We start from the raw sequence: 22018 nt of genomic DNA on the forward strand, positions 1-22018 counted from the left end.
TTGTTTTTAAATGAATGAGTGGGTTGGGACTTATTCATTGGTTTTCTGGTTAAGCTCTCTTAGGGTATGTCATAATAATTACTTACTGAAAAACACATGAATTAGACATAAAACTACAATATTCTAGCCGCCGAATTTAATGTTGTGGACCTAAACATGCTTTTATCTCTCCCACCGCCAGTGATGCTGTCACTCGCCATCGTGCTTGAAGTTGTCGCGACTTCTCTATTGCCTAAAACGCAACAGCTTACTTATTTACCGGCTACTGCCGCAGTATTGGCTAGCTACGGCTGTGCCTTTTATCTGTTGTCTTTAACAGTGCAAACCATGTCTTTGGGTGTGGCGTATGCGATTTGGTGTGGGGCAGGGATCGTGCTGGTCGCAGCTCTGTCTTGGCTGGTCTACGGACAAAAACTCGATATCTTCGCGATCATTGGCATCGCTTTGATTTTATCTGGCGTAGTGATTATCAACCTGTTTTCATCGTCTGTGAGCCACTGAGCAAGGTCTAGCTCGCGTTTCTTGTGTTTTGAGCATGGATCGAACCATTTGGTGGAGCGTTGCATACCTCTCCCTTTCTAAGGTAAATAGTACTCGATTACATGTCAGTGGATTCCTGTATCAGCGTCAGCTTTTTGGGGTTAAAATGCCTTTTGGTATATGCGATAAAGTTGTAAATACTTCCGGCCTTGCTGCAGTGACTCCCCAACTTAAACTAAAAGACTTACTATGAATTTTGATATCAATGCACTGAAACACCACCAACTGGTCGAAGATGGTCAACTAGAGGGGTGTTACATTCATCAGCCTGTTAAAGGCAGTCAACAAGATGACAAAGCCGTGTTAGCAGAGCGTGTAGCGCTGGAAAATATGGGATATAAGGTGGTGCAAGTTCAAGCGAAAGGCGGGACAACAACGTTTGCCGAGGCGATGCAAAAGTTTGCGAAGAAGACGGGGCACCAGACCAAAGAGTAAGCGAATGGGGTAGGGGGTTATAAAACTCGCTTACCCCTATCGAACCTCTCAATCGGTGTTATTCATGTTGACAAAGCTCTGTCCAACAATGGTTTAGGTCAAAAATCAAACCGATACTGCTTATCCACGATGGCACCCCCTCCAAGCATGCATCGAAAAGAGTCGATAATCATGATGAGGAGCACACCATGCTTGTTGTGCTCAGAGCAGGCTTTCAGTGGGGTGCGTCTAGTGCTAATGCTATTTGTAGCTCTGTGCATCATCATCTTCAAGATTGGTGTTACAGCTTATCAACCGTCATATGCGCTCGCATGGGAATTGTTCTAGATAATGGTTCTATTGCGTGAATATCTAAATTTGCCACAGATGCGTATTTTTCTTTTATCTTCCTGACATTAAAAGGAGTACATAGCTGATCTTCATAGCGAGTTGGACGTATAGGCCAACTAAAAAGGAAGAAAATAATATGGCTACAGTCTATGTAAGCATCGGAAGCAACATTAACCGCGAACATCACATCACAGAATCTCTTAAGGCATTAAGTCACCTCTTTGCACCCCTACACATTTCTAATTTCTACGATTGCGAGCCTGTTGGTTTTGAAGGGGATAATTTCCTAAATCTAGTCGTTGGATTCGAATGTGACTTCTCTGTCGCAGAACTGGTTAAGGTTCTACATCAAATTGAAATAGAGAATGATCGTAAGCGTCAGACTAAAGCGTATGCTTCACGTACGATGGATATCGATATACTTCTTTATGGCAATCAAGTGGGCATGATCGACGGGGTAGAACTGCCTAGAGGCGAAATCACCGAATACGCTTTTGTGCTCAGGCCGTTAGTCGATATTGCCGCGCAAACACTTCACCCCACTCTAGACATTTCGTTTCAACAGATCTGGAAAAATTTTGACCAGTTAAGTCAGAAAACTAAACCCATCCCTTTTGATCTCAGTTTCATTAAGCCCTTGCAACGACTGCAAAATGAATGACTGAAATTGTAATCGCTCGCGTTCTAATGATCTTTTCTTAAAACATGCACGTAACTGACTTCACTTTCTAAGGATTGGACACTGTTATGAATCACAACGCTATCATTACCATCACAAATCTCAGATTAAGAACCTTCATCGGCTTTAACGAAGAAGAAAAAACCAAGCAGCAAGACATCGTCATCAATGCAGAAATCCATTACCCCGCTAATAAACTTTGTCTCTCTGATGATGTGGACAATGCTCTCAACTACAAAAATATCTGCAAAAAAATTATTCAACACGTCGAATCAGGAAGATTTCTGCTTCTTGAAAAGTTAACAAGCGACGTACTCGGCATTTGTATCGACCATCCATGGGTTCAATACGCTCAAGTGAGAATTGACAAGCCTCATGCTCTGCGTTTTGCCGACTCTGTTTCGCTCACCCTGAGCTATGAAGCAGATAACGACAATAATTCATAAGGAGTGAGTCATGTTAAATACGGAAGCCGAAAAAGTAAGAGAAGCTTTGCTCGAAAAAGGACTTGAAACCCCGATGATACCGAGCGAAATGAATCCTGATCAGAAGTACAACCGCATTAAAGGACTTTTAACGGAAGTTGTCAGTACGCTTGGGTTGGATCTAACCGATGACAGTCTCGCTGAAACACCCCATCGCATTGCAAAGATGTACGTTCATGAGATATTTTCAGGTCTAGATTATGATAACTTTCCAAAAATCAGTGTGATAGACAACAAAATGTCGGTTGATGAAATGGTCAAGGTATCGAATATAGATTTAACTTCGACGTGCGAACATCACTTCATTACCATCGATGGTTTAGCAGAAGTGGCCTATATCCCTGAAAACAAGATTCTTGGGCTGTCTAAAATAAACCGCATTGTACGATTCTTTGCTCAGCGCCCTCAGGTCCAAGAGCGCCTTACCCAGCAAATTTTGGTCGCGATACAGACTCTAGTTGAAACAGAAAACGTGGCCGTGACGATTAAAGCAACCCATTATTGCGTTAAATCTAGAGGTGTCATGGACGCCAACTCTGAAACTTCAACAACCGCTCTCGGTGGTATCTTCAAAACTAACCCTCAAACCAGAGCTGAGTTTTTACGATGAGTGAAACCATACTAATAACTGGCGTTGGAAAACGTCTAGGCTTCGCTTTGGCGCAGCAACTTCTAGCGGAAGGGTACAAAGTGGTTGGCACCTACCGCAGCCACTATCCCCAATTACAGCTATTGCGAGACAACGGGGCAGACTTGCAACAGGTAGACTTTTATCAACAAAGTAGCTTAGAGGGCTTTCTTGACTACGTTAGTCAAGAATACAAGGTAATTCGAGCTATCATACACAACGCTTCCGACTGGAAGCCTGAGAACAAGAAAGATCCAAGTGAAAATGCATCACAAATCATGCACCAGATGATGACGATTCACGCCACCGCGCCTTATCTGATCAACTTAACACTCAAAGACCAACTGATGTCTGACGATCACACTTCAGACATCATTCACATCAGTGACTACGTTGCGGAAAAAGGCAGTAAAAAACACATTGCCTACGCTGCTAGTAAAGCAGCGCTCAACAACCTGACGCTATCGTTTTCTGCAATGCTGGCTCCCAAGGTGAAAGTAAATACCGTTTCTCCAGCTATGATTAAGTTTAATGAAAATGACGATGAGGCGTACAAAACCAAAGCTCTGAAAAAAGCTCTGATTCCGGCCGAGGCAGGCTTTGAAGAAGTGATAGATGGTATTAAGTTTGTTCTGGCTAGTCATTATATGACAGGAAGGACTTTGCACCTTGATGGCGGCAGGCATTTGAAGTGACCCCTTTGTAGTAAGAGCTTGTGGAAGCACAGTCAATGGAACTATCTAAACCGCTTCTGATCCAATTATTGTTAGTGCTAATTTTTATTTATAGGCTGTTAATTCAGGCATTCAATCCCAGAGCTAATATGAAGATGAATAGGGTACTACGCTCACTTTATCCTTATACGGTGTATTCGAATAATTAGGATAATTATAAGCGAGCGTATGACTACTCATCTTCGTTCTTAACAAGAACCACATGTTTGGGCTGGTGACTTTTGTATTGCTAGTGGCTACATCCCATAGCGGAACTTTTTACCTATATTGACCATATCGCGATGCACTGGAGCTAGTGCATTAGCGTAGGCAGCTAGTAGCTTCATGGTATATTCGCTGCGGTCATGCAGATGCAGGTCGGTACATTCGTGTTCAGTTGTCAGAATATCTTCGCAGTTACGAAACATCAGATGATCAGGCAGAAAACACACATGATTGTTTTTATTACCCGTCATCCGTAATTCACTGATCGGGTAGACACCATTTACGCTCGCTGAAACGCTCACCAGCAGCGCTGCTTTATGAGCCAGTTCCTGGTCAGTGGTCAGCATCAAAAAGTTCTTTAATGCCGGCGTTGCCATTCCATGCCATTCTGGGGTAATAAAAATGAACGCGTCCGATTTCTTAAGGATTTGAGCGACAGGTTTCCATTGTTTCCACTCCTCACTGTCTTGCCATATTCCTTCATTCCAAAACGGTAGATTCAGTTGGTGTAAATCGAGAACAGTTGCCTTATCAAAATGAGGCTCAGCCAGTGTTTGTAGGTAATAGGCAACATTTAGGCTCTGAGAATGCGCTCTTTGACTTCCTGATACGATTGTAATATTCATATTAATTCCTTTTTACGGTCTGAAATTGTGTTAGTTGATTGGTTTGATGGTGAGCGAGGCGTAGCCAGCACAATTGAAAATAGAATTACAGAGGCACCAAGTAATTGGGGCCAAGTCAGTGTTTGATTTAGGATTAGATATCCAAGAAAACAGGCAGAAACACTGCTTAGAAATCCGAGAAAAGAGACGGTCACCGGAGGCAGTTTCTCGATACCGCGAAACCACAGAAAGTAACCCAAAACGGCACCAATCAGGCTTAGGTATCCATAGCCTAGGTAGTTGATTGACGTAAGTTGGTTTGGAACGCCTTCTAGCCAAAGCGAGACTGGTAGCAAAATGATGCCGCCAAATAACAATTGCCAACCTGTAAACCCAAGCATCGTCATGCCCGTAGGACGTCCCCATTTTTTTGTCAGCACCACGCCTAAAGCCATGCTCAGCGTTCCAAGTATGGCGGTAGCCACACCTTCAATATTGATTTCGGCTGAGCTGTTAAGCACTAGCAGGCCTACGCCGAGAATTCCCAACACACTAGCGGTCAGTCGTTGTGAAGAGAAGTTGGCACTCAATAGGTACCAACTCATGATCATTACAATCACCGGCTGAATAGACATCACCATCGATGCCATGCCACCCGGTAGGTAGGTTGCCGCGAAAAATAAGCAATAGAAAAATAGCCCGATGTTCAGAAAACCTAGCACTGCCATACGGAGCCACCACAATCCAGTTAGCCCCGTTCGGCTAATAAGCACAAGCAATATACCAGCAGGAAGCGAACGGATTGTTGAAGCAATAAGCGGACTTTCTGGAGGTAGCGCTTCCGTTGTGACTATATAGGTACTGCCCCAGATAATAGGTGCAATTGCGGTTAACGCTATTGTCTTAACTTGTTGAATCCTGTTCATAACTCTCCTTAACTGACTGGTTATTACTTTAATAAAAGTATCTTTTACAAAAGATACTTTTATTAAAGTAATGGAAGCCTAATCTTTAATCAAGTATATTTTTGAAAAGATATTTACTTGAGAGATAAAAATGACATCAGATAAAGTTGATAAAATTCTTGCTCAATGGCTTGCAGTCAGGCCGGATCTGGATTGCTCAGCAATGGGTGTTGTCGGGCGATTACGTCGAACCAGTGGTATATGGAAGAAGAATTTGGAGTCGGTTTTTCAAGAACATGGGCTGAGTAGTATTGAGTTTGATATTTTGGCTACTATGCGCCGCAGCGATACTGTGGTCACTCCTACTGAGCTGTATCAAACTCTGATGCTTTCGTCTGGTGCGGTCAGTACACGTATTGAACAGTTGGTAAAACGTGGTTTTGTCCAACGTATTGCCAGTGAAGAAGACAGACGCAGCTGTAAAGTTACCCTGACTCAAAAGGGAGTTGAGTTGGTGGACACAGCATTAAATGCACATGTTGCTAATATGGATAACATGCTGAGCGTACTTAGTAGCCAAGAACAAGATCAGTTGGCAAGTTTGTTGAGAAAGATACTGTTGGAAAGGCAATAACGAACAGTCGCTTTTTAGGTTTTCAATATTCCTTTACTCGTTTACTGGCTGTTAATGATGGCTTGCGATACTAAAAATTAACCGGAACGCTGTAATTAGAGCTGAAGAGCTAGCAAGTTTCTGTCCAGAATCTTCTCAGGTTGAACTTTTACCGTGGCACTTTCTAGCTCAAAAGTGCCCAACTCTGCGTTACGTTGTCTACTCCCACTTATTCCAGATAGTGGAGTCTGACTTACAAATAGTAACCTCATTAAGTGGATATATTCCCCAAGATTACCTCCGACTAAGCAACCAACTTCAGCCCGCTACTGCGAAGTTAGTAAGTATAAATTCTGTTTATAGTAAATGTAATCACCACCAACTATTTAGACCAAAACCGAACCTATAGAATAGTGGAACACACTTATATGGACCGTTTTCATTAATGGCCAAGTCGACGGGTTCTGTTTGTCATTTTGGTTGCAACTCCCTTTTCTATTTCGAAACACACCAACTCTGTCCTGGACACCTAATCAATTGTTAAATGAGTGATGACACGTTAAATGCGGATATGAATCGGGGCATCGAAAATCTACAAGTGAAATTGGTCTAAGTTAAACGAAATCCAAGACAATATTGAGTTTTGTGGCTGAGTTGAATGACAAGAAAGGTTCGGGCGCCACTTAATTACTAATTACGTGAACGCTCTAGCTTTTATTGCGGATGGTTCAAGTGTGGGCTTGTTGCATGTGTGCAATACGCCGAAAAATTCTCTCGAAACATCCTAAGGAATCTATAAAATGAAGATGACGCAAGTCGCTCTCAATGTTGTGGTTGCATGTGCCACTCTCTCCCCCTTTTGGGTCAATAGTGCTGGCTTAAGCATGTCTCAAATAGCGACAACCAAAAGCGTTGCAACAGCAGGGGCCGCCAACGTTACAAACAGTTCTGACTCTTCTGCAACAATCTCAAACGCCGCTGCACTTTCTGGCATTGAAGATCGCTCGTATGTTTCGGGCGCTCAGTATATCAATGTATTCAACCAGTTCACTCGTGATGATTCAGGAGAAAGCACTGAAGTCTCAAAGGGATTAATCGCACCTCACGCCTCTTATGCTAAAAGAGTGAATAAGAAAGCGGTACTTGGAATTAGTCTTCATTCCGCGGGTGGCTTAGGTGCTGAATATAGCAATGGTGTCGGCGCTAATCCAATCAATGCCATTTCAGAGAATGCTATTGCTGTCGTCGATATTACAACTGGTGTTTCATATCAAGTTACAGACAAGCTCTCCCTTGGCGGTTCTTTGATTCTTCAATACATGAAGATAGACGTCGTTGGTGGCGTGAACACTCAATGGGAAGAACTTGCTACCGGTGACAGTGTTGCTCCTTCTTTTGCTCTGAGCTCTTACTACACGTTGAGCGACAATACACACTTGGGTCTGCAATATCGCCATAAAACAGACCATGAAATTGATATTGAAACGTCGCTAGATGTGAATCCAACCGCGAATTTGTCTTGGGTTACTAGTATCGACTTGGGGCTTAAGCATGCTCTTTCCAAACAAACCGATGTAATGGTTAACGCTAAGTTTGAAAACTGGGAAGATTATGATGACAAATATACATGGACCTATTCTATAGGCGTTGGCGCGGCGCATAAGATGGATAAATTTACGATTTATGGTGGCGCTAGCTACGACTCTTCTCCAGTGAACGAGAATGAGCGAGACGTACTACTGCCCGTTGACCAGCAATGGCGCATTGGGTTTGGTAGTGAGTATGAGCTTGAATCTGGCAACAAGTTAGGTTTAGCGTATCAATATCAAAACAATGGAACAGCGGATATCACAGCCGACAACGTGACGCTCCAGCCAACAGGAAGTTATGAAGATAACCATATTCACTTTGTGACCCTCTCTTATCGTCACTGATTCGTTAAATAAGCCTAAATACCGAGAGGTATACTTTAAAATCACCCAGAACCAAAGCAGAAGAATATAAGAGTAGAGAGCAGAAGAAGGCTTTGGTTAATCACTAAAATGTGTCGATATTTGTCGGTGGTCGTGGATTTGAGCTATTCAGAGGTATGAACTATAAATCCTGTTTATAGTAAATGTAACCACCACCGACTATTTAGCCAGAAACTGAACCTATAGAATGGTGATACACACTTATGGACGCTTCTCACTAATTAGCCACAATGGATGGGCTGACTATAAGGTTCACTCATGCAAGCACCTCACAATTGTCACGTAATGGCCAAGCCGACCGGCTCTGTCTGTAATCTTGATTGCAGTTACTGTTTCTATCTTGAAAAACACCAACTCTATCCTGAACGTCAAACAAACTGGCGAATGAGTGATGACACGCTAAGTTCCTATATAAAGCAGACCATTGAAGCTCAAAGCAACAACCATGTTCAATTTACTTGGCAGGGCGGTGAACCAACAATGATGGGGCTCGCGTTTTTTGAAAAAGCCATGCAGTTATGTGAACAGTACGGAAAGGGAAAAAAACTTGAACACACCTTTCAAACCAACGGTATTTTGCTTAACGATGCTTGGTGTGAGTTTTTCAAAAAACATCACTTTTTAGTCGGTGTGTCCATTGATGGGCCACAAGATCTACATGATGCTTACCGAGTCACCCGCTCGGGTAAACAAACACATGCTCAAGTTATGCAAGGTATCGAATTGTTAAAAAAGCATGGTGTTGAGTTTAATACGCTTACCGTCGTCAATAATGAAAATGTAAAGCATCCAAAGCGGGTGTATCAGCATTTGAAAGAGATTGGTTCAACGTATATTCAGTTTATTCCGTTGGTCGAACGAGCGAAGCAAACATGTTCTGAAACGGATTTAAAACTTGTCTTACCCGATGAGCCTTTAGCGGAAGTGACGTCATGGTCGGTGCCTTCGCAAGCCTATGGCGAATTTCTTTGTGATATTTTTGATGTATGGGTACGCAAAGATGTGGGCTCCATTTTTGTGAATATGTTTGATAGTACGTTGAGTGCTTGGTGCGGACAGCAGTCTGGAATGTGTCATTTTACTGAACGTTGTGGTCATGCTTTTGCTCTTGAGGCGAACGGGGACTTATACAATTGCGACCATTATGTATACCCTGAACATCGTTTGGGCAATATTCATCATAAATCGATTTCTGAATGCAATAACAGCCAGCAAGCCATTGAATTCGGTCTACAAAAACAAACAACATTGACTCCCGACTGTAAAAAATGCCCATTTCAGTTTGCCTGCAATGGAGGGTGTCCAAAACATCGTTTTGAACGCAGTTCAAGCGGACATCCAGGGCATAACTATTTTTGCCAAGGCTATAAAAAATTCTTCGAGTACAGTGCTCAATACATGAAAGAAATGCGTAGGCTATTATCTGTTGGTCGTTTTGCAGATGAAATCATGTGGGCATTGGCTTATCAAGATGTGAAGCTGACAGCAGTTGTAAGCAAAAGCTCGGTGGCCATTGGTCGTAATCAATCCTGTTCTTGTGGAAGTGGTATAAAATACAAACATTGCTGCGGAGTAAGAAGGTAAACCATGGATTTTGATCTGAATTTGATAAAAGTATTCTTAGAAGTTTACCAGTATCACTCTTATACCAAAGCCTCTGAAACCATAGGTATCACGCAACCAGCGGTGAGTGCATCTATAAAGCGAATGGAACAAGAGATTGGTGAGCCCCTGTTTTATCGAGAGGGGCGGACGATGAAACCGACCGCGATGGCCATTCGTTTAGCCACTCGATTTCGCGTTGGGTTTGATGAAATACAAAATGCCTTGAGTGAGCGTTTTACTTATTCGGTTTATGTGAACGAGGCGCTGGCATTGGATTTGCCCGTTCTACCGTCAATGATGATAGAACATACTCCATTAGATCAGGAAATACTGCTGCACCAACTTAAATCGTTATCTGTCGATTTAGCCGTGGGTATATTTATGGTCAAAGACCACTCCATTGTCACTGAGCCGTTATTCAGCGAATCGACCGTTATTGTGTGCCGTCGTGACCATCCAAGAATTCATGGTCATATTTCACGGAATCAATTCTATGAAGAGGGGCATGTCGCATTAGCTACCCAATGGAAAGGAATGGATGGATTCGAACATATCCGCTTGGAGAGTCCAAAAAGTAGGAATATCCAATGCAAGACCCATTCAATTTCAGCGATGCTGCTTGATGTCACCATCAGCGATAGAGTTGCGATCGTACCTCGACATCTTGCACTCAATTGGCAAGAGCGTTTAAATTTTCAAGTACTGGAAAACCCGATAGAGCATAAGCCATTGGAATACTGTCTGGCTTACCATCGACGCTATCAAAAAACAGAAAACCACATAAAAGTTAGAGAAACCATTCGAGCACACCTAGGATGCGCGGATTAGTACTATAAACCCCACTTATTGCTGATATAAACGCCACGCTCTACCTGCATATCCCCCTTTTGAATAACCTTAGCACTGAAAAACTACATTGGTGCTGAGGCTATTTTCTTTGACCCCTCGCCATTGAGTTTTACATCTCTGATCTATTTTGCTTCGCTAAATGACGGTATACGGATGTCTTTAGCACAACAGGTAGACCGGAGTTAATTCCTGTTCTCAAAGGTGTCCGAATGAAAAAGCTTAGTGCCATCATGATGTCTTGTTTTGCTGCGGGTTCTGTCGCACAAGAGGTCTTACCGTTTCCTAGTCAGCCATCGACCTCGGTGGCCAAACATACTCTTGCTGAATCTACTCATAACAAGCGTCCTATTTCCAACCATTTACCTGAAGATGCTCCTAATATCGTCATCGTGATGATCGATGATGTAGGTCCTGGCCAAACGTCGACTTACGGCGGTCCAATCGATACGCCTACATTAGATGAAATCTCTGGTGAAGGTATTTCCTACAACCGTTTCCACTCGACAGCGATGTGTTCGCCTACACGAGCTTCATTGCTTACTGGTCGAAACCATCACCGTGTTGGCGCAGGTGTTATTGCGGAATATGCTAACGATTGGGATGGTTACGCAGGGGTGATCCCGAAAACCAGTGCGACCTTTCCTGAAGTACTTAAAAACTACGGTTATTCAACCTCTGCTTTTGGTAAATGGCACAACACTCACCCGTTAGATTCCACAGCTGCGGGGCCTTTTGATAATTGGCCTACGGGTTATGGTTTTGAATATTTCTATGGGTTTGTTGGTGCTGGTGCATCTCAATATGAACCGACTATGGTGGAAAACACCACGTTTGTTGATCCAGAAAAAATCCACCGCGAAGGCTATCACATGAGTGAAGATCTTGCGGATCAAGCGATCAAATGGATGCGTCAGCACAAGTCTTTGCAGCCTGACAAACCTTTCATGATGTATTGGTCTAGTGGTGCGGCACACGGCCCTCACCATGTAACCAAAGAATGGGCTGATAAGTACAAGGGCAAATTCGACGCTGGTTGGGATGAATACAGAAAAGACGTATACGAAAAAGCCAAGAAAATGGGCTGGATTCCTGAAAACGCGCAGCTAACACCAAGGCCAGAAAGTATGCCTGCGTGGGACGATGTACCTGAAGATGAAAAAGCATTCCAAGCACGTTTAATGGAAGTGTACGCCGGCTTCATTGAGCATACCGACGCTCAGGTTGGTCGTTTGGTCGATGAAATCGATGAGCTTGGCTACAAAGACAACACTGTCTTCTTCTACTTGTGGGGTGACAATGGCGCGTCATCGGAAGGGCAAAACGGCACGCTTGCTGAATTGCTCGCTCAAAACGCCATTCCAACCACGACAAAGCAACAAATTGAAGCGATGAACAAGGTCGGTTCAATTGATGAGTTAGGCGGTCCTAAATTTGAAAACATGGCGCATGCAGCATGGGCTTGGGCAGGCAGCTCACCTTATAAATCAACCAAGTTAGTTGCGGCTCATTTTGGTGGGACACGTCAACCTCTTGCGGTGCGTTGGCCAGCGAAAATTGAACCCGATGCGACGCCACGCTCGCAATTCCATCACGTTAACGACATCGCGCCTACTATCTACGACATTTTAGACATTACACCACCTAAAGTGGTCAACGGTCATGTTCAAGATGAAATCGATGGTAAAAGCATGACTTATTCGTTTGACGATGCGGATGTGAAAGGGCAGAAGAAAACCCAATACTTTGAGATCTTAGGCAGTCGCGGTATCTATCATGATGGTTGGTTTGCGAGTGCGTTTGGGCCAAGAGCTCCTTGGGTTCAAGGTATGCCCGAAGGTTTTAGAGAGTGGAGTCCTGAGACGGATAAATGGGAGCTATACCACATTGATGAGGACTGGTCTCAAGCGGTTGATCTGGCTGATAAGTACCCTGAAAAACTGGAAGAAATGAAGGCGATTTTCAAGCAAGAAGCGCAGGATAACAAAGCCTTCCCGATTGGTGGATCATTATGGTCTACTGCAGCACACAGCCCGCAAGATGCGCCAGAGAGTAAATATACGCAATGGACGTATCCTGATGAAATCACCAGAATCCCTGAAATTGCAGCACCAAAAGTCGGCAACCGTTCTACGCTCGTCGAGTTTGATGCGGTGGTTACTCCTGATACGAATGGTGTGCTCTACGCGGTCGGTGCATTCTCAGGTGGTATGACGGTGTACGTGAAAGACGGAAAGCTTAACTATGAGTACAACCTGTTTTTGATGGAACACACACATATCCAATCTGAGAAAGTGTTACCAGAAGGTGAAGTGACGATAGAAGTTGAATCTAAAGCCACTAAGCCGGGGCCGTTTACGCCTTTCGATATCACCATCAAGGTGAATGGTGAAACGTTCGCCTCTGGTGTGGTTCCAAAAACAGCGCCTTCGTTCTTCTCATTCAATGATGGGTTTGATATTGGCTCTGATTTAGGCTCGCCAGTATCACAAGCTTATTATGATGAGATGCCGTTCAAATTTGACGGCAAAATCAAAGAAGTTCGTGTTAAGTACCTAGAACAATAAAGTGTATGCCGTCTATTGATACCGATGACAATGGGTATTGATAGGCGGCTTTTTTCGTTCATTCCGGGCTCAGTACTTAAGTGCGTAAGTATATAAGTACACAAGTGCTTAAGTGATTGGAATAGTCCCAATGGCTTTGCCTTAGAGGCGGGATGATAATTTAGGAAATCGTATGAAGATTCATCCAACTACCTTAGTTTACGATGCGTATCCTTCGGTCTACAACATTCTAGAATCGACATTGTTCATGTGGTTCATTGTGGCAGTCACGTTGGGCATCCTTGTATGGACATTGAGCAAGCTATGGTATGTCCATTCTATTCCCAAACATCTTGCTAAAGAGCGTGGTTTGGCTCAGGCCAAGTTGATTTTTTGGCTGTGCATATTGGGCATGTTTTACAAACCGCTCTGGATTATTGCGGTGCTCGCGATTGTGACGGACTGGGATAAATTACAACAGTGGATTAGAGGCGCTTCGCAATGAAAGAGATCATGCTCCCCTACATATTAGTGGTTTGGTTGTTATTCAAATTTAATGTACTCAAACGAACCCCTAAGAATTACTTTGTGTCTGTTGTGATTGGCTTGCTGTTACTGGTGAGTTTGTTTGTCGGCCATCGTTTCTATTCGCCGATTGATTTGACCAATTCAACCACTGTCAAAGCCCCCCATGCTGTGATGTCTCCAACGCTTGGTCAACACATCGACAAAATATACGTTGATCATAATAGCGATGTGAAAAAAGGCGAAGTACTTTACACTCTCAAAGATGATCTGATCTCTGCGTCGATTTCTGAGGTTGATTCTGGTCTGATTGAAATTGATAGAACCATTGAAGCTCAAGAAGTGAAAGTGGCCCAAGCTAAGCGAAACCTATCGCGTAACCAGAACTTAGAGCAACATGTTAGCCTTAAAGAGTTAGAAGAAACTCAAGACAACGTTGAGTTTTTTATGGCTGAGTTGAACGTGTTGCATGCCAAGAAAGATGGTTTGCTCGCTAAGAAACAAAGCTTGATGTTTGACCTTGACCGCCTTACGGTTCGAGCGCCATTTGATGGCATGATCACCCATGTTTTTATTGCTGATGGATCTCGAGTTGGTTCTCTGCATGTGTGGGATACATCGAAGAAGTTTGTCGAAATGCGTATCCCTGATCAAGCGTTTGCCAATATCGAAAAAGGTCAGTTTAGCGAGTTCTTTATTGATACTTTTCCAGGGCAAATTTTCCGCTCTCGAGTTCACAGTAAAGTAAAAGCAACCGGTGAGGCTCAAGGAAATTTACTACCACAAGAGCAGCGAGTTTCGGCACACATTCAAAGGGGCTCTCCAGCAATTGGTCGAACCGTTATTTTAGAAATTGATGAAGAAACGATGAAAAAAATACCGATTGGCGCGACAGGCTCAGCATGGATCAGTGCGTCTAAGCCTTACCCTATACTCGGTTTTATAGACATCATTGGTGGGGCCACTTTACGTCTTGCGTCTGTGAAATCGTATCTATTGGCGATTTAGTGTTTTTTATTAGCTAGCTCTAAATTAATCTACAAAAAGGCGTAAAACATATAAAACTCTTTTACGCCTCTCTCTAACTCAGAAATATCCCAAACGTGTTTCTCTAAACAATACCCTCACACCTCAACACCACCACAAACGCATCCAAATACTGTTCGATAGTCAAATCCGCAGAAACGGGTGGTAATTCTACGGTAATACACGGTAGGTTTCTTTCTTGGCACCAAGTGCCGAATGAGCCTGGGGTTTCGTAATCAACGTCTTCGACGATTGGTAGGTTGAACTGTTTGCCTAACCAAGAGGCGAGTTCTGATTGGTTTGGGTCGTCGACCATGGCGAGAGGTTCGTGGAAAGAGATGACGAACTTGGGTTTGCGTTGCTCAATGAGGTTGATGAGTGACTGCACTTCTGGTTCGAGCTGGTTGGCTTGGCCGGTTTTCACTTTGACATCTCTGACAGGTGTGTGGGAACTCCAGCGATAGACGGTGCCGTTTTCAGTCCAGTTTTGAGTCGGAAAGGCGCGGTTCAAATCGACTTGGTTAGCATTAGCGCGGGTACCTAGCTGATTGCCATCTGGGTTCATCGACAGAATCACATCGTGTCGTAAGTTGGCGGCAGGCAAGCTTCTTAGGGCGCAAGACAAACCCGCGATAGAAGCGGTTTCATCGCCGTGTGTGCCTGCTAAAATCAGCCCGCGAGATTCGCTTTCTATTTGTGCGGGGAAGTAGAGCAAAGGCGCACCTAACACCGATTTTCCATATGACAGCGGCTTTATCGAAAACGCAGCTCTTTCCGTTCTTGGAATTAAACTCACCTTAATCTCCTGATTGATCAAGTACTATCAAATAGTAAAACCAATCGTAGTAAATAACTGTTCACCCTAGCTTGTTAAAAATCTCGATAACGTCGTTAGATTTTTTGATTGTAGAATAACTACTTATCGAAAAAAGCCGCCTTGTTCTCAAGCTTTTTTCCTGCGCTATTTTTGAACACTTACTTACTTACTGTGATTGCTATAACTACTATTTAGATGACCTCTATTTAATAAACCATAGCGTCAAAACTCGTCAACCGTCACATTGTTAATTTTATTACTTGCTTCAAAGATAGGCTAGGAGAGCAAACAAACATGGATTTTAAAAAACATTCAACGGCTTTACTCATTTCATCTCTATTGACCCCTTTTATCGCAGTGACAGCCGTTGCTGAAACCTTACCTGCTGGTGTTTCATTGGCAAAAGACCAACACTTAGTTCGTGCCAATGATGCAGAAGCGGCGACACTCGATCCTGCGAAAGCTGAAGGCCTGCCTGAAATGCACATTTTACGAGACCTATTTGAAGGTTTAGTGATTCAAGATCGCGATGGCAACATTACTCCTGGTGTTGCGGAATCTTGGGAAACCGAAGACAACCAGACGTTTGTATTCCACCTACGTAAAGATGCTAAATGGTCGAATGGCGATCCGGTGACAGCCGATGATTTCGTGTATGCGATAAGACGTGCGGTAGACCCGAAACTTGCTTCGCCGAATGTTTGGTATCTCAAGCTTACCAAAATCAACAATATTGCTGACGTAGCAGAAGGTAAAAAGCCCGTCGAAGAGCTCGGTATCTCTGCTGTCGATAAACACACGGTGAAGTTCGATCTTGATAGCAAAGTGCCATACTTTGTTGCGATGACGGGTCACACATCTATGATGCCCGTTCATAAGGCAACGCTAGAAAACAGCGATAAGCCGTGGAGCGACCCTAAGCAGTTTGTAGGGAATGGCGCTTTTGTTTTAGATGAGTGGGTGGTTAACGAACGGATTGAACTGAAGAAGAATTCTAACTACTGGGATAGCTCAGATACCAATCTAACCCAAGTGACTTACATTCCGTTCGAAAACCAAAACGCTTCGATTAACCGTTATGCGGTGGGCGAGGTCGATATCACGTCTGACGTACCAACACACATGGCGCAGCAGCTTAAAACCAAATACCAAGATGCGTTTACCGCGGTACCTTTGTTGTGTACCTACTACTACGCGTTCAATACCACGCGTCCACCGTTTGACGATTCACGAGTGCGTAAAGCGGTATCGTATTCAATGATGCGTGATGTGATCACCAATGGTGTCACTCAGGTGGGTAACCTACCTGCTTATACTTTTGCCCATGAGTACACGGCAGGTTTTGATGCGACTCAGCCTGAATACAGCACATGGACTCAAAAGGAACGTGACCAAAAAGCAAAAGAGCTACTGAAAGAAGCGGGGTACGATGCAGCTAATCCATTGGATTTCAAATTGCTCTACAACACCAGTGAGTCGAACAAGTCGATTGCAGTGGCCATCGCTTCAATGTTGAAAGGTAACCTCGGCGCGCAAGTTGAGCTGGAAAACCAAGAGTGGAAGTCTTACCTAGTATCACGTCGCCAAGGTGATTTTGATGTAATGCGAGCGTCTTGGTGTGGTGACTACAATGAAGCGTCGACCTTCTTGAGCCTATTGCGCTCTGAGTCATCGGGTAATTTTGCTCGTTACAACAACGACAAGTACGACTCAGCGATGGACAGCGCATTAGCCGCAACCAATGAGCAAGATCGCCAAAGTTTCTATGATCAAGCCGAGCAGTTACTGGCTGAAGATATGCCTATCGCGCCAATCTATTACTACATGCAGGCCCGCCTAGTGCGACCAAGTGTCGGTGGTTTTGCTAAGAACAACGTTGAAGGGCGCATCTATTCTAAGGATCTTTATATCAAAGAATAGATAATCCTGATGCGAACTCTGATATGACGAAGCGAAGGCATTGAGTATAAAAATAGAAATAAGAAATAGAAGAAAAGGGACGTTGATCATCAATATCTGATCAATGTCCTTCTGATGTTCTTATTATGAAAATACCTGTTTAACCCTATTTCAGGTAGTGACATATTTCAACTGTTACCCACTTTATTTATAATGGATTAACTAAGAAAGGCAGTAACTTAAAGAACTGGATTATCGCTTATGGAGCTATTTGATTTTTTACTAACCCTTATATCAGTTCGTTCCATAGAACAAAATCTCTCAAGGTAGGAGAAATGGTTCAGAGATGTGATTTGTATTAAAAATTGCTATACTCGGCCGCCTGTATTGTTGCGGTGCTATGCAGTTTAGTGCATTTTAATTTGCTTGATGAAAAATTGAAATGAGAGAAGGAAGGTAGAAAGCAACATGTCATGTTTAATAAAAGCAATATGATATGATTTTCTATCCTATTTAAGGAAAAATATGGATAATTTCCCGTTAGATATAAGAACTCTAAGTATAATTTTCATTATATTCTCACTTATCTTTAGTATTGGCTTGTTATTATTCCAGTCAGCTCAGAAACAAGTCCTGGGGCTTTCCCTTTTTTCATCATCTATGTTCGTGATTGGCAGTGGTACCATACTATTAAGCTTGAGAGGCTCTATCTCGGACTTTATGAGTATTATTGTTGGGAATTTAACCATTGCTTATGGTTTTCATTTGGTACTACATAGTTTGACTGTTTTTCGTCGTCATTCACGTCAGATTGTTCAATATAGTCGCATTGCACTGTTTTTGGTTTTAGTAAGTTTTGTTCAATTTACTTATTACGAACAGTCTATTCAAAACCGCATTATTGTTATGAGTCTCTACTTAGCATTCGTAACCGCAAGTTCGGCTATAGTGATACTGAACGGGAAAAGGAATGATCTTTCGTTGGCTGTAAATATGATGGCTTTGCCTTTTATTATTTATAGCTTTTTTATGACTTTTCGAGCTATAAAAACGCATTTTTCATTGAACGAGATGAATAGCCTTATCAGCGCGAACTACTTAAATGAATATACGTATATTTTAAGTATTATTCTTATTGTATCTATGTCCTTCTCAATGCTTTGGTTGATAAACGCGAGGCTCGTACATTCACTTCAATGCCTTTCACAACAGGATCCTCTTACGGCACTAAAGAACCGTCGAGCTCTGGATCAGGCAGTAAAAAAACATCAAGTACAGGTGAATTATAAGCCGGTTTGCATTGTATTACTGGATATCGATAACTTTAAACAAGTGAACGATCAGTTTGGGCATCTTGTAGGTGACGATGCGATTAAAGCTTTAGCGACAACGGTATTGAGGTTAATCGATTTACCTAATACGGTCTTCCGGCTTGGAGGAGATGAAATTCTTATCTGGTTACCCAATTCGAACCTGGAACGAGCCGCTGCGCTTTCAGAAAAGCTACGCTCGGCGATTCAGAAGATCAGACTTGAGCAACAACCATCCCTGAAAATTACGTCAAGTTTTGGTATTAGCTTGCTATCAGAAAATGAAAATTGGAAAGACTGTGTCGCGCGCGCGGACAGAGCTCTTTATCAAGCAAAGCTCAAAGGACGAAATACCATTGTGATTGAAGAGTCACATAACAATTACTCGATACCAACAAAAGCGGTAAGCAACTCCTAGTTTGACTAAGAGTTAGTTCAGTGGATACCTAGCATTCTCACAAATTGTTTTTGTAATGTTTTAACCTTAAAATTTTTTGTTGCTTAGAGCTGTGATGAAAATTGCCAAACTAAGGTTAAAAAATAAAAGCTCGAACGGTAGATTGTGACTTATGTTAGTGCTACGTTATGGACAATTTATAACATATGAGTCATGACACATTAGATTGAGAGACAGCAGCTAACGATGAATAAGATAAAACGATATCCGGTAAATATAGTACTCAGTTACTTAATACTGTCATCATTATGGGTTTTTTTCTCTGATCTTGCGGTTGAATCACTATCAAATGACTTACAAGAACATGCTTTAGCACAGACAATCAAAGGTCTGATCTTTATCGTTCTGACGTCTACTTTATTGTGGATAATGGTTCGGAAAAATAATCGTGATTTAGAGAGCGCCAACGACCTTGATAGTGTAACTGGACTTCATAGCCCATCAGTTTTTTATCGATATTTAAACAAAAGACTGAAAAAATCCCAGGTCACTGATCATTATGTCCTCTTCTTACTCGACATTGATAACTTCAAATCTGTCGCTGACCAGATTGGGTTTGAAAACACTAATTCATTTTTAAAAGATATCGCACGATCTATTGAACTTCCTATTGAGCATCTACCGCTTTCGTCTCGGGTACACTCCGATGGTTTTGCGTGTTTAGTCAAACTCAATGATAAAGAAGATATTGAATCCTACATTGCTCTCGTACATCGTAGATTTAACCAATGTGCTTATCGTTATAATACCAACGCAACTTGCTGTATCGGTGCCGCCCTATTTCCTTCGGATGGTCATAATGCCAAACAACTTATGGCGTCAGCGACCCATGCTTTAACGGAAGCAAAAAAAAGCAAAAATTCGATTGAATTTCATGACCCCAAACTCACAGAGCTTGAACGCCAGCGTCAAGAAATGGTGCAAGAGTTACGTAAAGCGATTGATGACAAAGCGATTGATATTGTTTTTCAGCCGAAATACAACATTGAAAATAGACTCGTCTCAGGTGTGGAAGTGTTATCCCGTTGGACGCATGAACGCTATGGTGTTGTTTCACCTGATATCTTTGTCGCGCTAGCAGAAGAGAATCATTTTTGTCGAGATTTGACCACGTTAGTTCTAGAGAAAACTGCGGTACAACTAAGAGCTTGTGGTTTGCTTGGGAGTGTCCTTAATAGTGTCTCGGTCAATATTTCAGCGGTAGAGCTAAATAGCGTGGATGACATGGACCATCTGGATAATTATCTACGAAAGGACCCCGAATTTGCTCGCTTACTTTGTCTTGAAATCACTGAAACCGCTATTTTAAAAGATATAGATCAGTGTGCAATCGCTGTTCAAAAATTAAAAAAGCATGGGGTATCTTTTTCGATAGATGACTTTGGTGTTGGTTACACTTCTTTTGGTATATTCAGTAAGTTGGATGTTGATGAGATTAAAGTTGATCGCAGTTATATCAATGGGTTAGAAGATGATTATCGTTCTAGAGCCATAACGTCTGGGATCATTGATATAGCTCGAGGATTTGGCATTCATGTGGTGGCTGAAGGGGTTGAAAATGCCCAACAGTTGTCAATTTTAAAAACGTTAAATTGCGAACAAGCCCAAGGTTATTATCTTGGCTATCCGGTGCCGTCCAAACAGTTAAAAGAAAGTATCACTTCTGAAACAGAACCATGTTCAGCAACATAACGAGTTTCTTTTCATATTATATGACAGACACTCAGATGACTGATTATCGAGAAGGATTTGTCGGTCTACCAATAAAAAAATCCCCATTCGCTGACAAAACGAATGGGGATTTTAGCTACTAGGGGGTAGTAATTTTATCTTCTAACTTGTTTCAGGTTTTAGATAGCCACCATAGTCGCAGCTTTCTTCATTGCTTCCTTCGTTGAACACTCAATCACGTTCGCATTCGCAAAGCGGTGAGCGTCTTTCACTTGAATATCGTGAGCCAAGATAACCAGTCTTGCGTTCGCCACATCTAGGTCAGTGATGCGGTTCTGAATACCGTTTTGCCCTTGAGTTTCTACCTTAATCTTAAGGCCTGCTGCTAAACCTGCTTTCTCTAGTGCTTTTGCTGCCATGAAGGTGTGTGCAACACCAGAAGGACAACATGTTACTGCTACGATGTCGTACTCGCCTTCTCCAGCTACAGGAGCCGCTTGAGCTTGTACTGGCGCTTCAGACATGTCTTCATCGGTTTCAACCGCTACAGGTTTCCAGAAGCCAACGATAACGGCTGTGGTTAGTGAGCCAAGTGCAATACCGACGACGTACATTGGAATGTTGCTTGATACTGGTGCCGTAATTAGGCCGCCCCACGGTGCGTGCAATAGAACGTCTGTCATGAAGCCAAACACACAACCAACAATACCGCCGGCAACGATTGAAGGAAGTACGCGCATTGGGTCATTTGCTGCGAATGGGATAGCACCCTCAGATATACCGATAGAACCCATGATTGCTGCTGCTTTACCTGCTTCTTGCTCTTGTTTAGAGAACTTGTTTTTGAATAGGAAAGTCGCCAATGCCATACCTAGAGGTGGCGTACAAATCGCGATGCCTACGCCGCCCATTAGCCACGGTTGTGTGTCTACTTGAGTTTGAGCAAATAGGGTAGCTACTTTGTTGATAGGGCCGCCCATATCAAACGCAGTCATACCGCCAAGGATTGTGCCTAGAACCATCTTAGATGCGCCAGCCATTGAAGCTAAGAACTCGTTCATAGAAGACATGAACAGTTTGATTGGCTCACCGATGCCCCACAATACGATACCTGCAGAGATTAACGTGCCTAAAAGCGGGTAGATGAAGTAAGGTAATCGTTCACCAAGGTAACTTGACTTGATA

At 42.9% G+C, this 22018-nt stretch carries 19 protein-coding genes and 1 pseudogene; 16 read left to right on the plus strand and 4 right to left on the minus strand.

Annotated elements, in window-relative coordinates:
• Positions 1 to 156: 156 nt before the first annotated feature.
• The 6 genes from OCW38_RS15430 (at position 157) to folM (ending at position 3792) form a co-directional block, all read left to right on the plus strand.
• Positions 157 to 501, plus strand: coding sequence for a DMT family transporter (locus OCW38_RS15430; protein ID WP_261896212.1), 345 nt, complete (start codon positions 157 to 159; stop codon positions 499 to 501).
• Between the two features lie 228 nt (positions 502 to 729).
• Positions 730 to 975 carry a hypothetical protein gene (locus OCW38_RS15435; protein ID WP_010432840.1) on the plus strand — a complete coding sequence of 82 codons (246 nt, stop codon included), beginning with the start codon at positions 730 to 732 and terminating at the stop codon, positions 973 to 975.
• Positions 976 to 1441: 466 nt separating this feature from the next.
• Positions 1442 to 1966 carry a 2-amino-4-hydroxy-6-hydroxymethyldihydropteridine diphosphokinase gene (gene folK, locus OCW38_RS15440; protein ID WP_016766985.1) on the plus strand — a complete coding sequence of 175 codons (525 nt, stop codon included), beginning with the start codon at positions 1442 to 1444 and terminating at the stop codon, positions 1964 to 1966.
• Positions 1967 to 2052: 86 nt separating this feature from the next.
• Complete coding sequence (folX, locus tag OCW38_RS15445) at positions 2053 to 2430, plus strand: dihydroneopterin triphosphate 2'-epimerase (protein WP_010432847.1); 378 nt, start codon at positions 2053 to 2055, stop codon at positions 2428 to 2430.
• A 10-nt stretch (positions 2431 to 2440) separates the two neighbouring features.
• Positions 2441 to 3079, plus strand: coding sequence for a GTP cyclohydrolase I FolE (folE, locus tag OCW38_RS15450; protein ID WP_010432850.1), 639 nt, complete (start codon positions 2441 to 2443; stop codon positions 3077 to 3079).
• A complete protein-coding gene (gene folM, locus OCW38_RS15455) occupies positions 3076 to 3792 on the plus strand; it encodes a dihydromonapterin reductase (protein ID WP_065612539.1) in 717 nt (238 codons plus the stop codon). Before folE ends, folM begins: the two co-directional genes overlap by 4 nt.
• 275 nt (positions 3793 to 4067) lie before the next feature.
• On the opposite strand, the gene OCW38_RS15460 is transcribed toward folM, so the two are convergent.
• Both OCW38_RS15460 and OCW38_RS15465 read right to left on the minus strand, forming a co-directional pair.
• The gene (locus OCW38_RS15460; RefSeq protein WP_016766987.1) at positions 4068 to 4661 is read right to left on the minus strand and encodes an NADPH-dependent FMN reductase; all 594 of its coding nucleotides are present in this window, start codon (positions 4659 to 4661) and stop codon (positions 4068 to 4070) included.
• Complete coding sequence (locus OCW38_RS15465) at positions 4658 to 5566, minus strand: DMT family transporter (protein ID WP_261896217.1); 909 nt, start codon at positions 5564 to 5566, stop codon at positions 4658 to 4660. The genes OCW38_RS15460 and OCW38_RS15465 overlap by 4 nt, the downstream gene beginning before the upstream one ends.
• A gap of 130 nt (positions 5567 to 5696) precedes the next feature.
• Between OCW38_RS15465 and OCW38_RS15470 the strand changes: the two genes are divergently transcribed.
• The 7 genes from OCW38_RS15470 (at position 5697) to OCW38_RS15500 (ending at position 14661) form a co-directional block, all read left to right on the plus strand.
• Positions 5697 to 6179 carry a MarR family winged helix-turn-helix transcriptional regulator gene (locus tag OCW38_RS15470; RefSeq protein ID WP_010432882.1) on the plus strand — a complete coding sequence of 161 codons (483 nt, stop codon included), beginning with the start codon at positions 5697 to 5699 and terminating at the stop codon, positions 6177 to 6179.
• Between the two features lie 779 nt (positions 6180 to 6958).
• Complete coding sequence (locus tag OCW38_RS15475) at positions 6959 to 8092, plus strand: OmpP1/FadL family transporter (RefSeq protein WP_016766990.1); 1134 nt, start codon at positions 6959 to 6961, stop codon at positions 8090 to 8092.
• A gap of 297 nt (positions 8093 to 8389) precedes the next feature.
• On the plus strand, positions 8390 to 9715 hold the full coding sequence (locus OCW38_RS15480) for an anaerobic sulfatase maturase (protein ID WP_016766991.1): 1326 nt from the start codon (positions 8390 to 8392) through the stop codon (positions 9713 to 9715).
• Positions 9716 to 9718: 3 nt separating this feature from the next.
• Entirely contained in the window at positions 9719 to 10564 is an 846-nt protein-coding gene (locus OCW38_RS15485) for a LysR family transcriptional regulator (RefSeq protein ID WP_010432889.1), read from the plus strand.
• 230 nt (positions 10565 to 10794) lie between these two features.
• Positions 10795 to 13149 (plus strand): arylsulfatase, encoded by a 2355-nt coding sequence (locus OCW38_RS15490; RefSeq protein ID WP_016766992.1) that lies wholly within the window; start codon positions 10795 to 10797, stop codon positions 13147 to 13149.
• 172 nt (positions 13150 to 13321) lie between these two features.
• Positions 13322 to 13633: a hypothetical protein gene (locus OCW38_RS15495; RefSeq protein WP_010432893.1), complete on the plus strand. Its 312-nt coding sequence runs from the start codon at positions 13322 to 13324 to the stop codon at positions 13631 to 13633.
• Entirely contained in the window at positions 13630 to 14661 is a 1032-nt protein-coding gene (locus OCW38_RS15500) for an HlyD family secretion protein (RefSeq protein ID WP_010432896.1), read from the plus strand. The genes OCW38_RS15495 and OCW38_RS15500 overlap by 4 nt, the downstream gene beginning before the upstream one ends.
• 103 nt (positions 14662 to 14764) lie before the next feature.
• On the opposite strand, the gene mpaA is transcribed toward OCW38_RS15500, so the two are convergent.
• A complete protein-coding gene (gene mpaA, locus OCW38_RS15505) occupies positions 14765 to 15466 on the minus strand; it encodes a murein tripeptide amidase MpaA (RefSeq protein WP_230554750.1) in 702 nt (233 codons plus the stop codon).
• 324 nt (positions 15467 to 15790) lie between these two features.
• Between mpaA and OCW38_RS15510 the strand changes: the two genes are divergently transcribed.
• The 3 genes from OCW38_RS15510 to OCW38_RS15520 all read left to right on the plus strand — a co-directional run bounded on the left by OCW38_RS15510 (position 15791) and on the right by OCW38_RS15520 (position 20854).
• Entirely contained in the window at positions 15791 to 17416 is a 1626-nt protein-coding gene (locus tag OCW38_RS15510; RefSeq protein WP_016766993.1) for an ABC transporter substrate-binding protein, read from the plus strand.
• A gap of 504 nt (positions 17417 to 17920) precedes the next feature.
• On the plus strand, positions 17921 to 19123 hold the full coding sequence (locus OCW38_RS15515; protein WP_010432905.1) for a GGDEF domain-containing protein: 1203 nt from the start codon (positions 17921 to 17923) through the stop codon (positions 19121 to 19123).
• Between the two features lie 225 nt (positions 19124 to 19348).
• Positions 19349 to 20854: a putative bifunctional diguanylate cyclase/phosphodiesterase gene (locus OCW38_RS15520; protein WP_016766994.1), complete on the plus strand. Its 1506-nt coding sequence runs from the start codon at positions 19349 to 19351 to the stop codon at positions 20852 to 20854.
• 158 nt (positions 20855 to 21012) lie between these two features.
• Here the strand turns inward: OCW38_RS15520 and OCW38_RS15525 are convergent.
• Positions 21013 to 21984 (minus strand): annotated as a pseudogene (locus OCW38_RS15525) (fructose-specific PTS transporter subunit EIIC); the annotation flags it as partial.
• Positions 21985 to 22018: the final 34 nt, after the last annotated feature.

The sequence above is a fragment of the Vibrio cyclitrophicus genome (genome assembly GCF_024347435.1).
GTDB classification, from domain to species: Bacteria; Pseudomonadota; Gammaproteobacteria; order Enterobacterales; family Vibrionaceae; genus Vibrio; species Vibrio cyclitrophicus.

Coding starts and splice junctions, on each gene's coding strand:
- OCW38_RS15460 (WP_016766987.1), bottom strand. CDS start 4,661: ATGAATATTACAATCGTATCAGGAAGTCAAAGAGCGCATTCTCAGAGC.
- folE (WP_010432850.1), top strand. CDS start 2,441: ATGTTAAATACGGAAGCCGAAAAAGTAAGAGAAGCTTTGCTCGAAAAA.
- folM (WP_065612539.1), top strand. CDS start 3,076: ATGAGTGAAACCATACTAATAACTGGCGTTGGAAAACGTCTAGGCTTC.
- OCW38_RS15435 (WP_010432840.1), top strand. CDS start 730: ATGAATTTTGATATCAATGCACTGAAACACCACCAACTGGTCGAAGAT.
- OCW38_RS15490 (WP_016766992.1), top strand. CDS start 10,795: ATGAAAAAGCTTAGTGCCATCATGATGTCTTGTTTTGCTGCGGGTTCT.
- OCW38_RS15495 (WP_010432893.1), top strand. CDS start 13,322: ATGAAGATTCATCCAACTACCTTAGTTTACGATGCGTATCCTTCGGTC.
- OCW38_RS15485 (WP_010432889.1), top strand. CDS start 9,719: ATGGATTTTGATCTGAATTTGATAAAAGTATTCTTAGAAGTTTACCAG.
- OCW38_RS15510 (WP_016766993.1), top strand. CDS start 15,791: ATGGATTTTAAAAAACATTCAACGGCTTTACTCATTTCATCTCTATTG.
- OCW38_RS15465 (WP_261896217.1), bottom strand. CDS start 5,566: ATGAACAGGATTCAACAAGTTAAGACAATAGCGTTAACCGCAATTGCA.
- OCW38_RS15430 (WP_261896212.1), top strand. CDS start 157: ATGCTTTTATCTCTCCCACCGCCAGTGATGCTGTCACTCGCCATCGTG.
- OCW38_RS15515 (WP_010432905.1), top strand. CDS start 17,921: ATGGATAATTTCCCGTTAGATATAAGAACTCTAAGTATAATTTTCATT.
- OCW38_RS15500 (WP_010432896.1), top strand. CDS start 13,630: ATGAAAGAGATCATGCTCCCCTACATATTAGTGGTTTGGTTGTTATTC.
- OCW38_RS15480 (WP_016766991.1), top strand. CDS start 8,390: ATGCAAGCACCTCACAATTGTCACGTAATGGCCAAGCCGACCGGCTCT.
- OCW38_RS15475 (WP_016766990.1), top strand. CDS start 6,959: ATGAAGATGACGCAAGTCGCTCTCAATGTTGTGGTTGCATGTGCCACT.
- OCW38_RS15520 (WP_016766994.1), top strand. CDS start 19,349: ATGAATAAGATAAAACGATATCCGGTAAATATAGTACTCAGTTACTTA.
- folX (WP_010432847.1), top strand. CDS start 2,053: ATGAATCACAACGCTATCATTACCATCACAAATCTCAGATTAAGAACC.
- OCW38_RS15470 (WP_010432882.1), top strand. CDS start 5,697: ATGACATCAGATAAAGTTGATAAAATTCTTGCTCAATGGCTTGCAGTC.
- folK (WP_016766985.1), top strand. CDS start 1,442: ATGGCTACAGTCTATGTAAGCATCGGAAGCAACATTAACCGCGAACAT.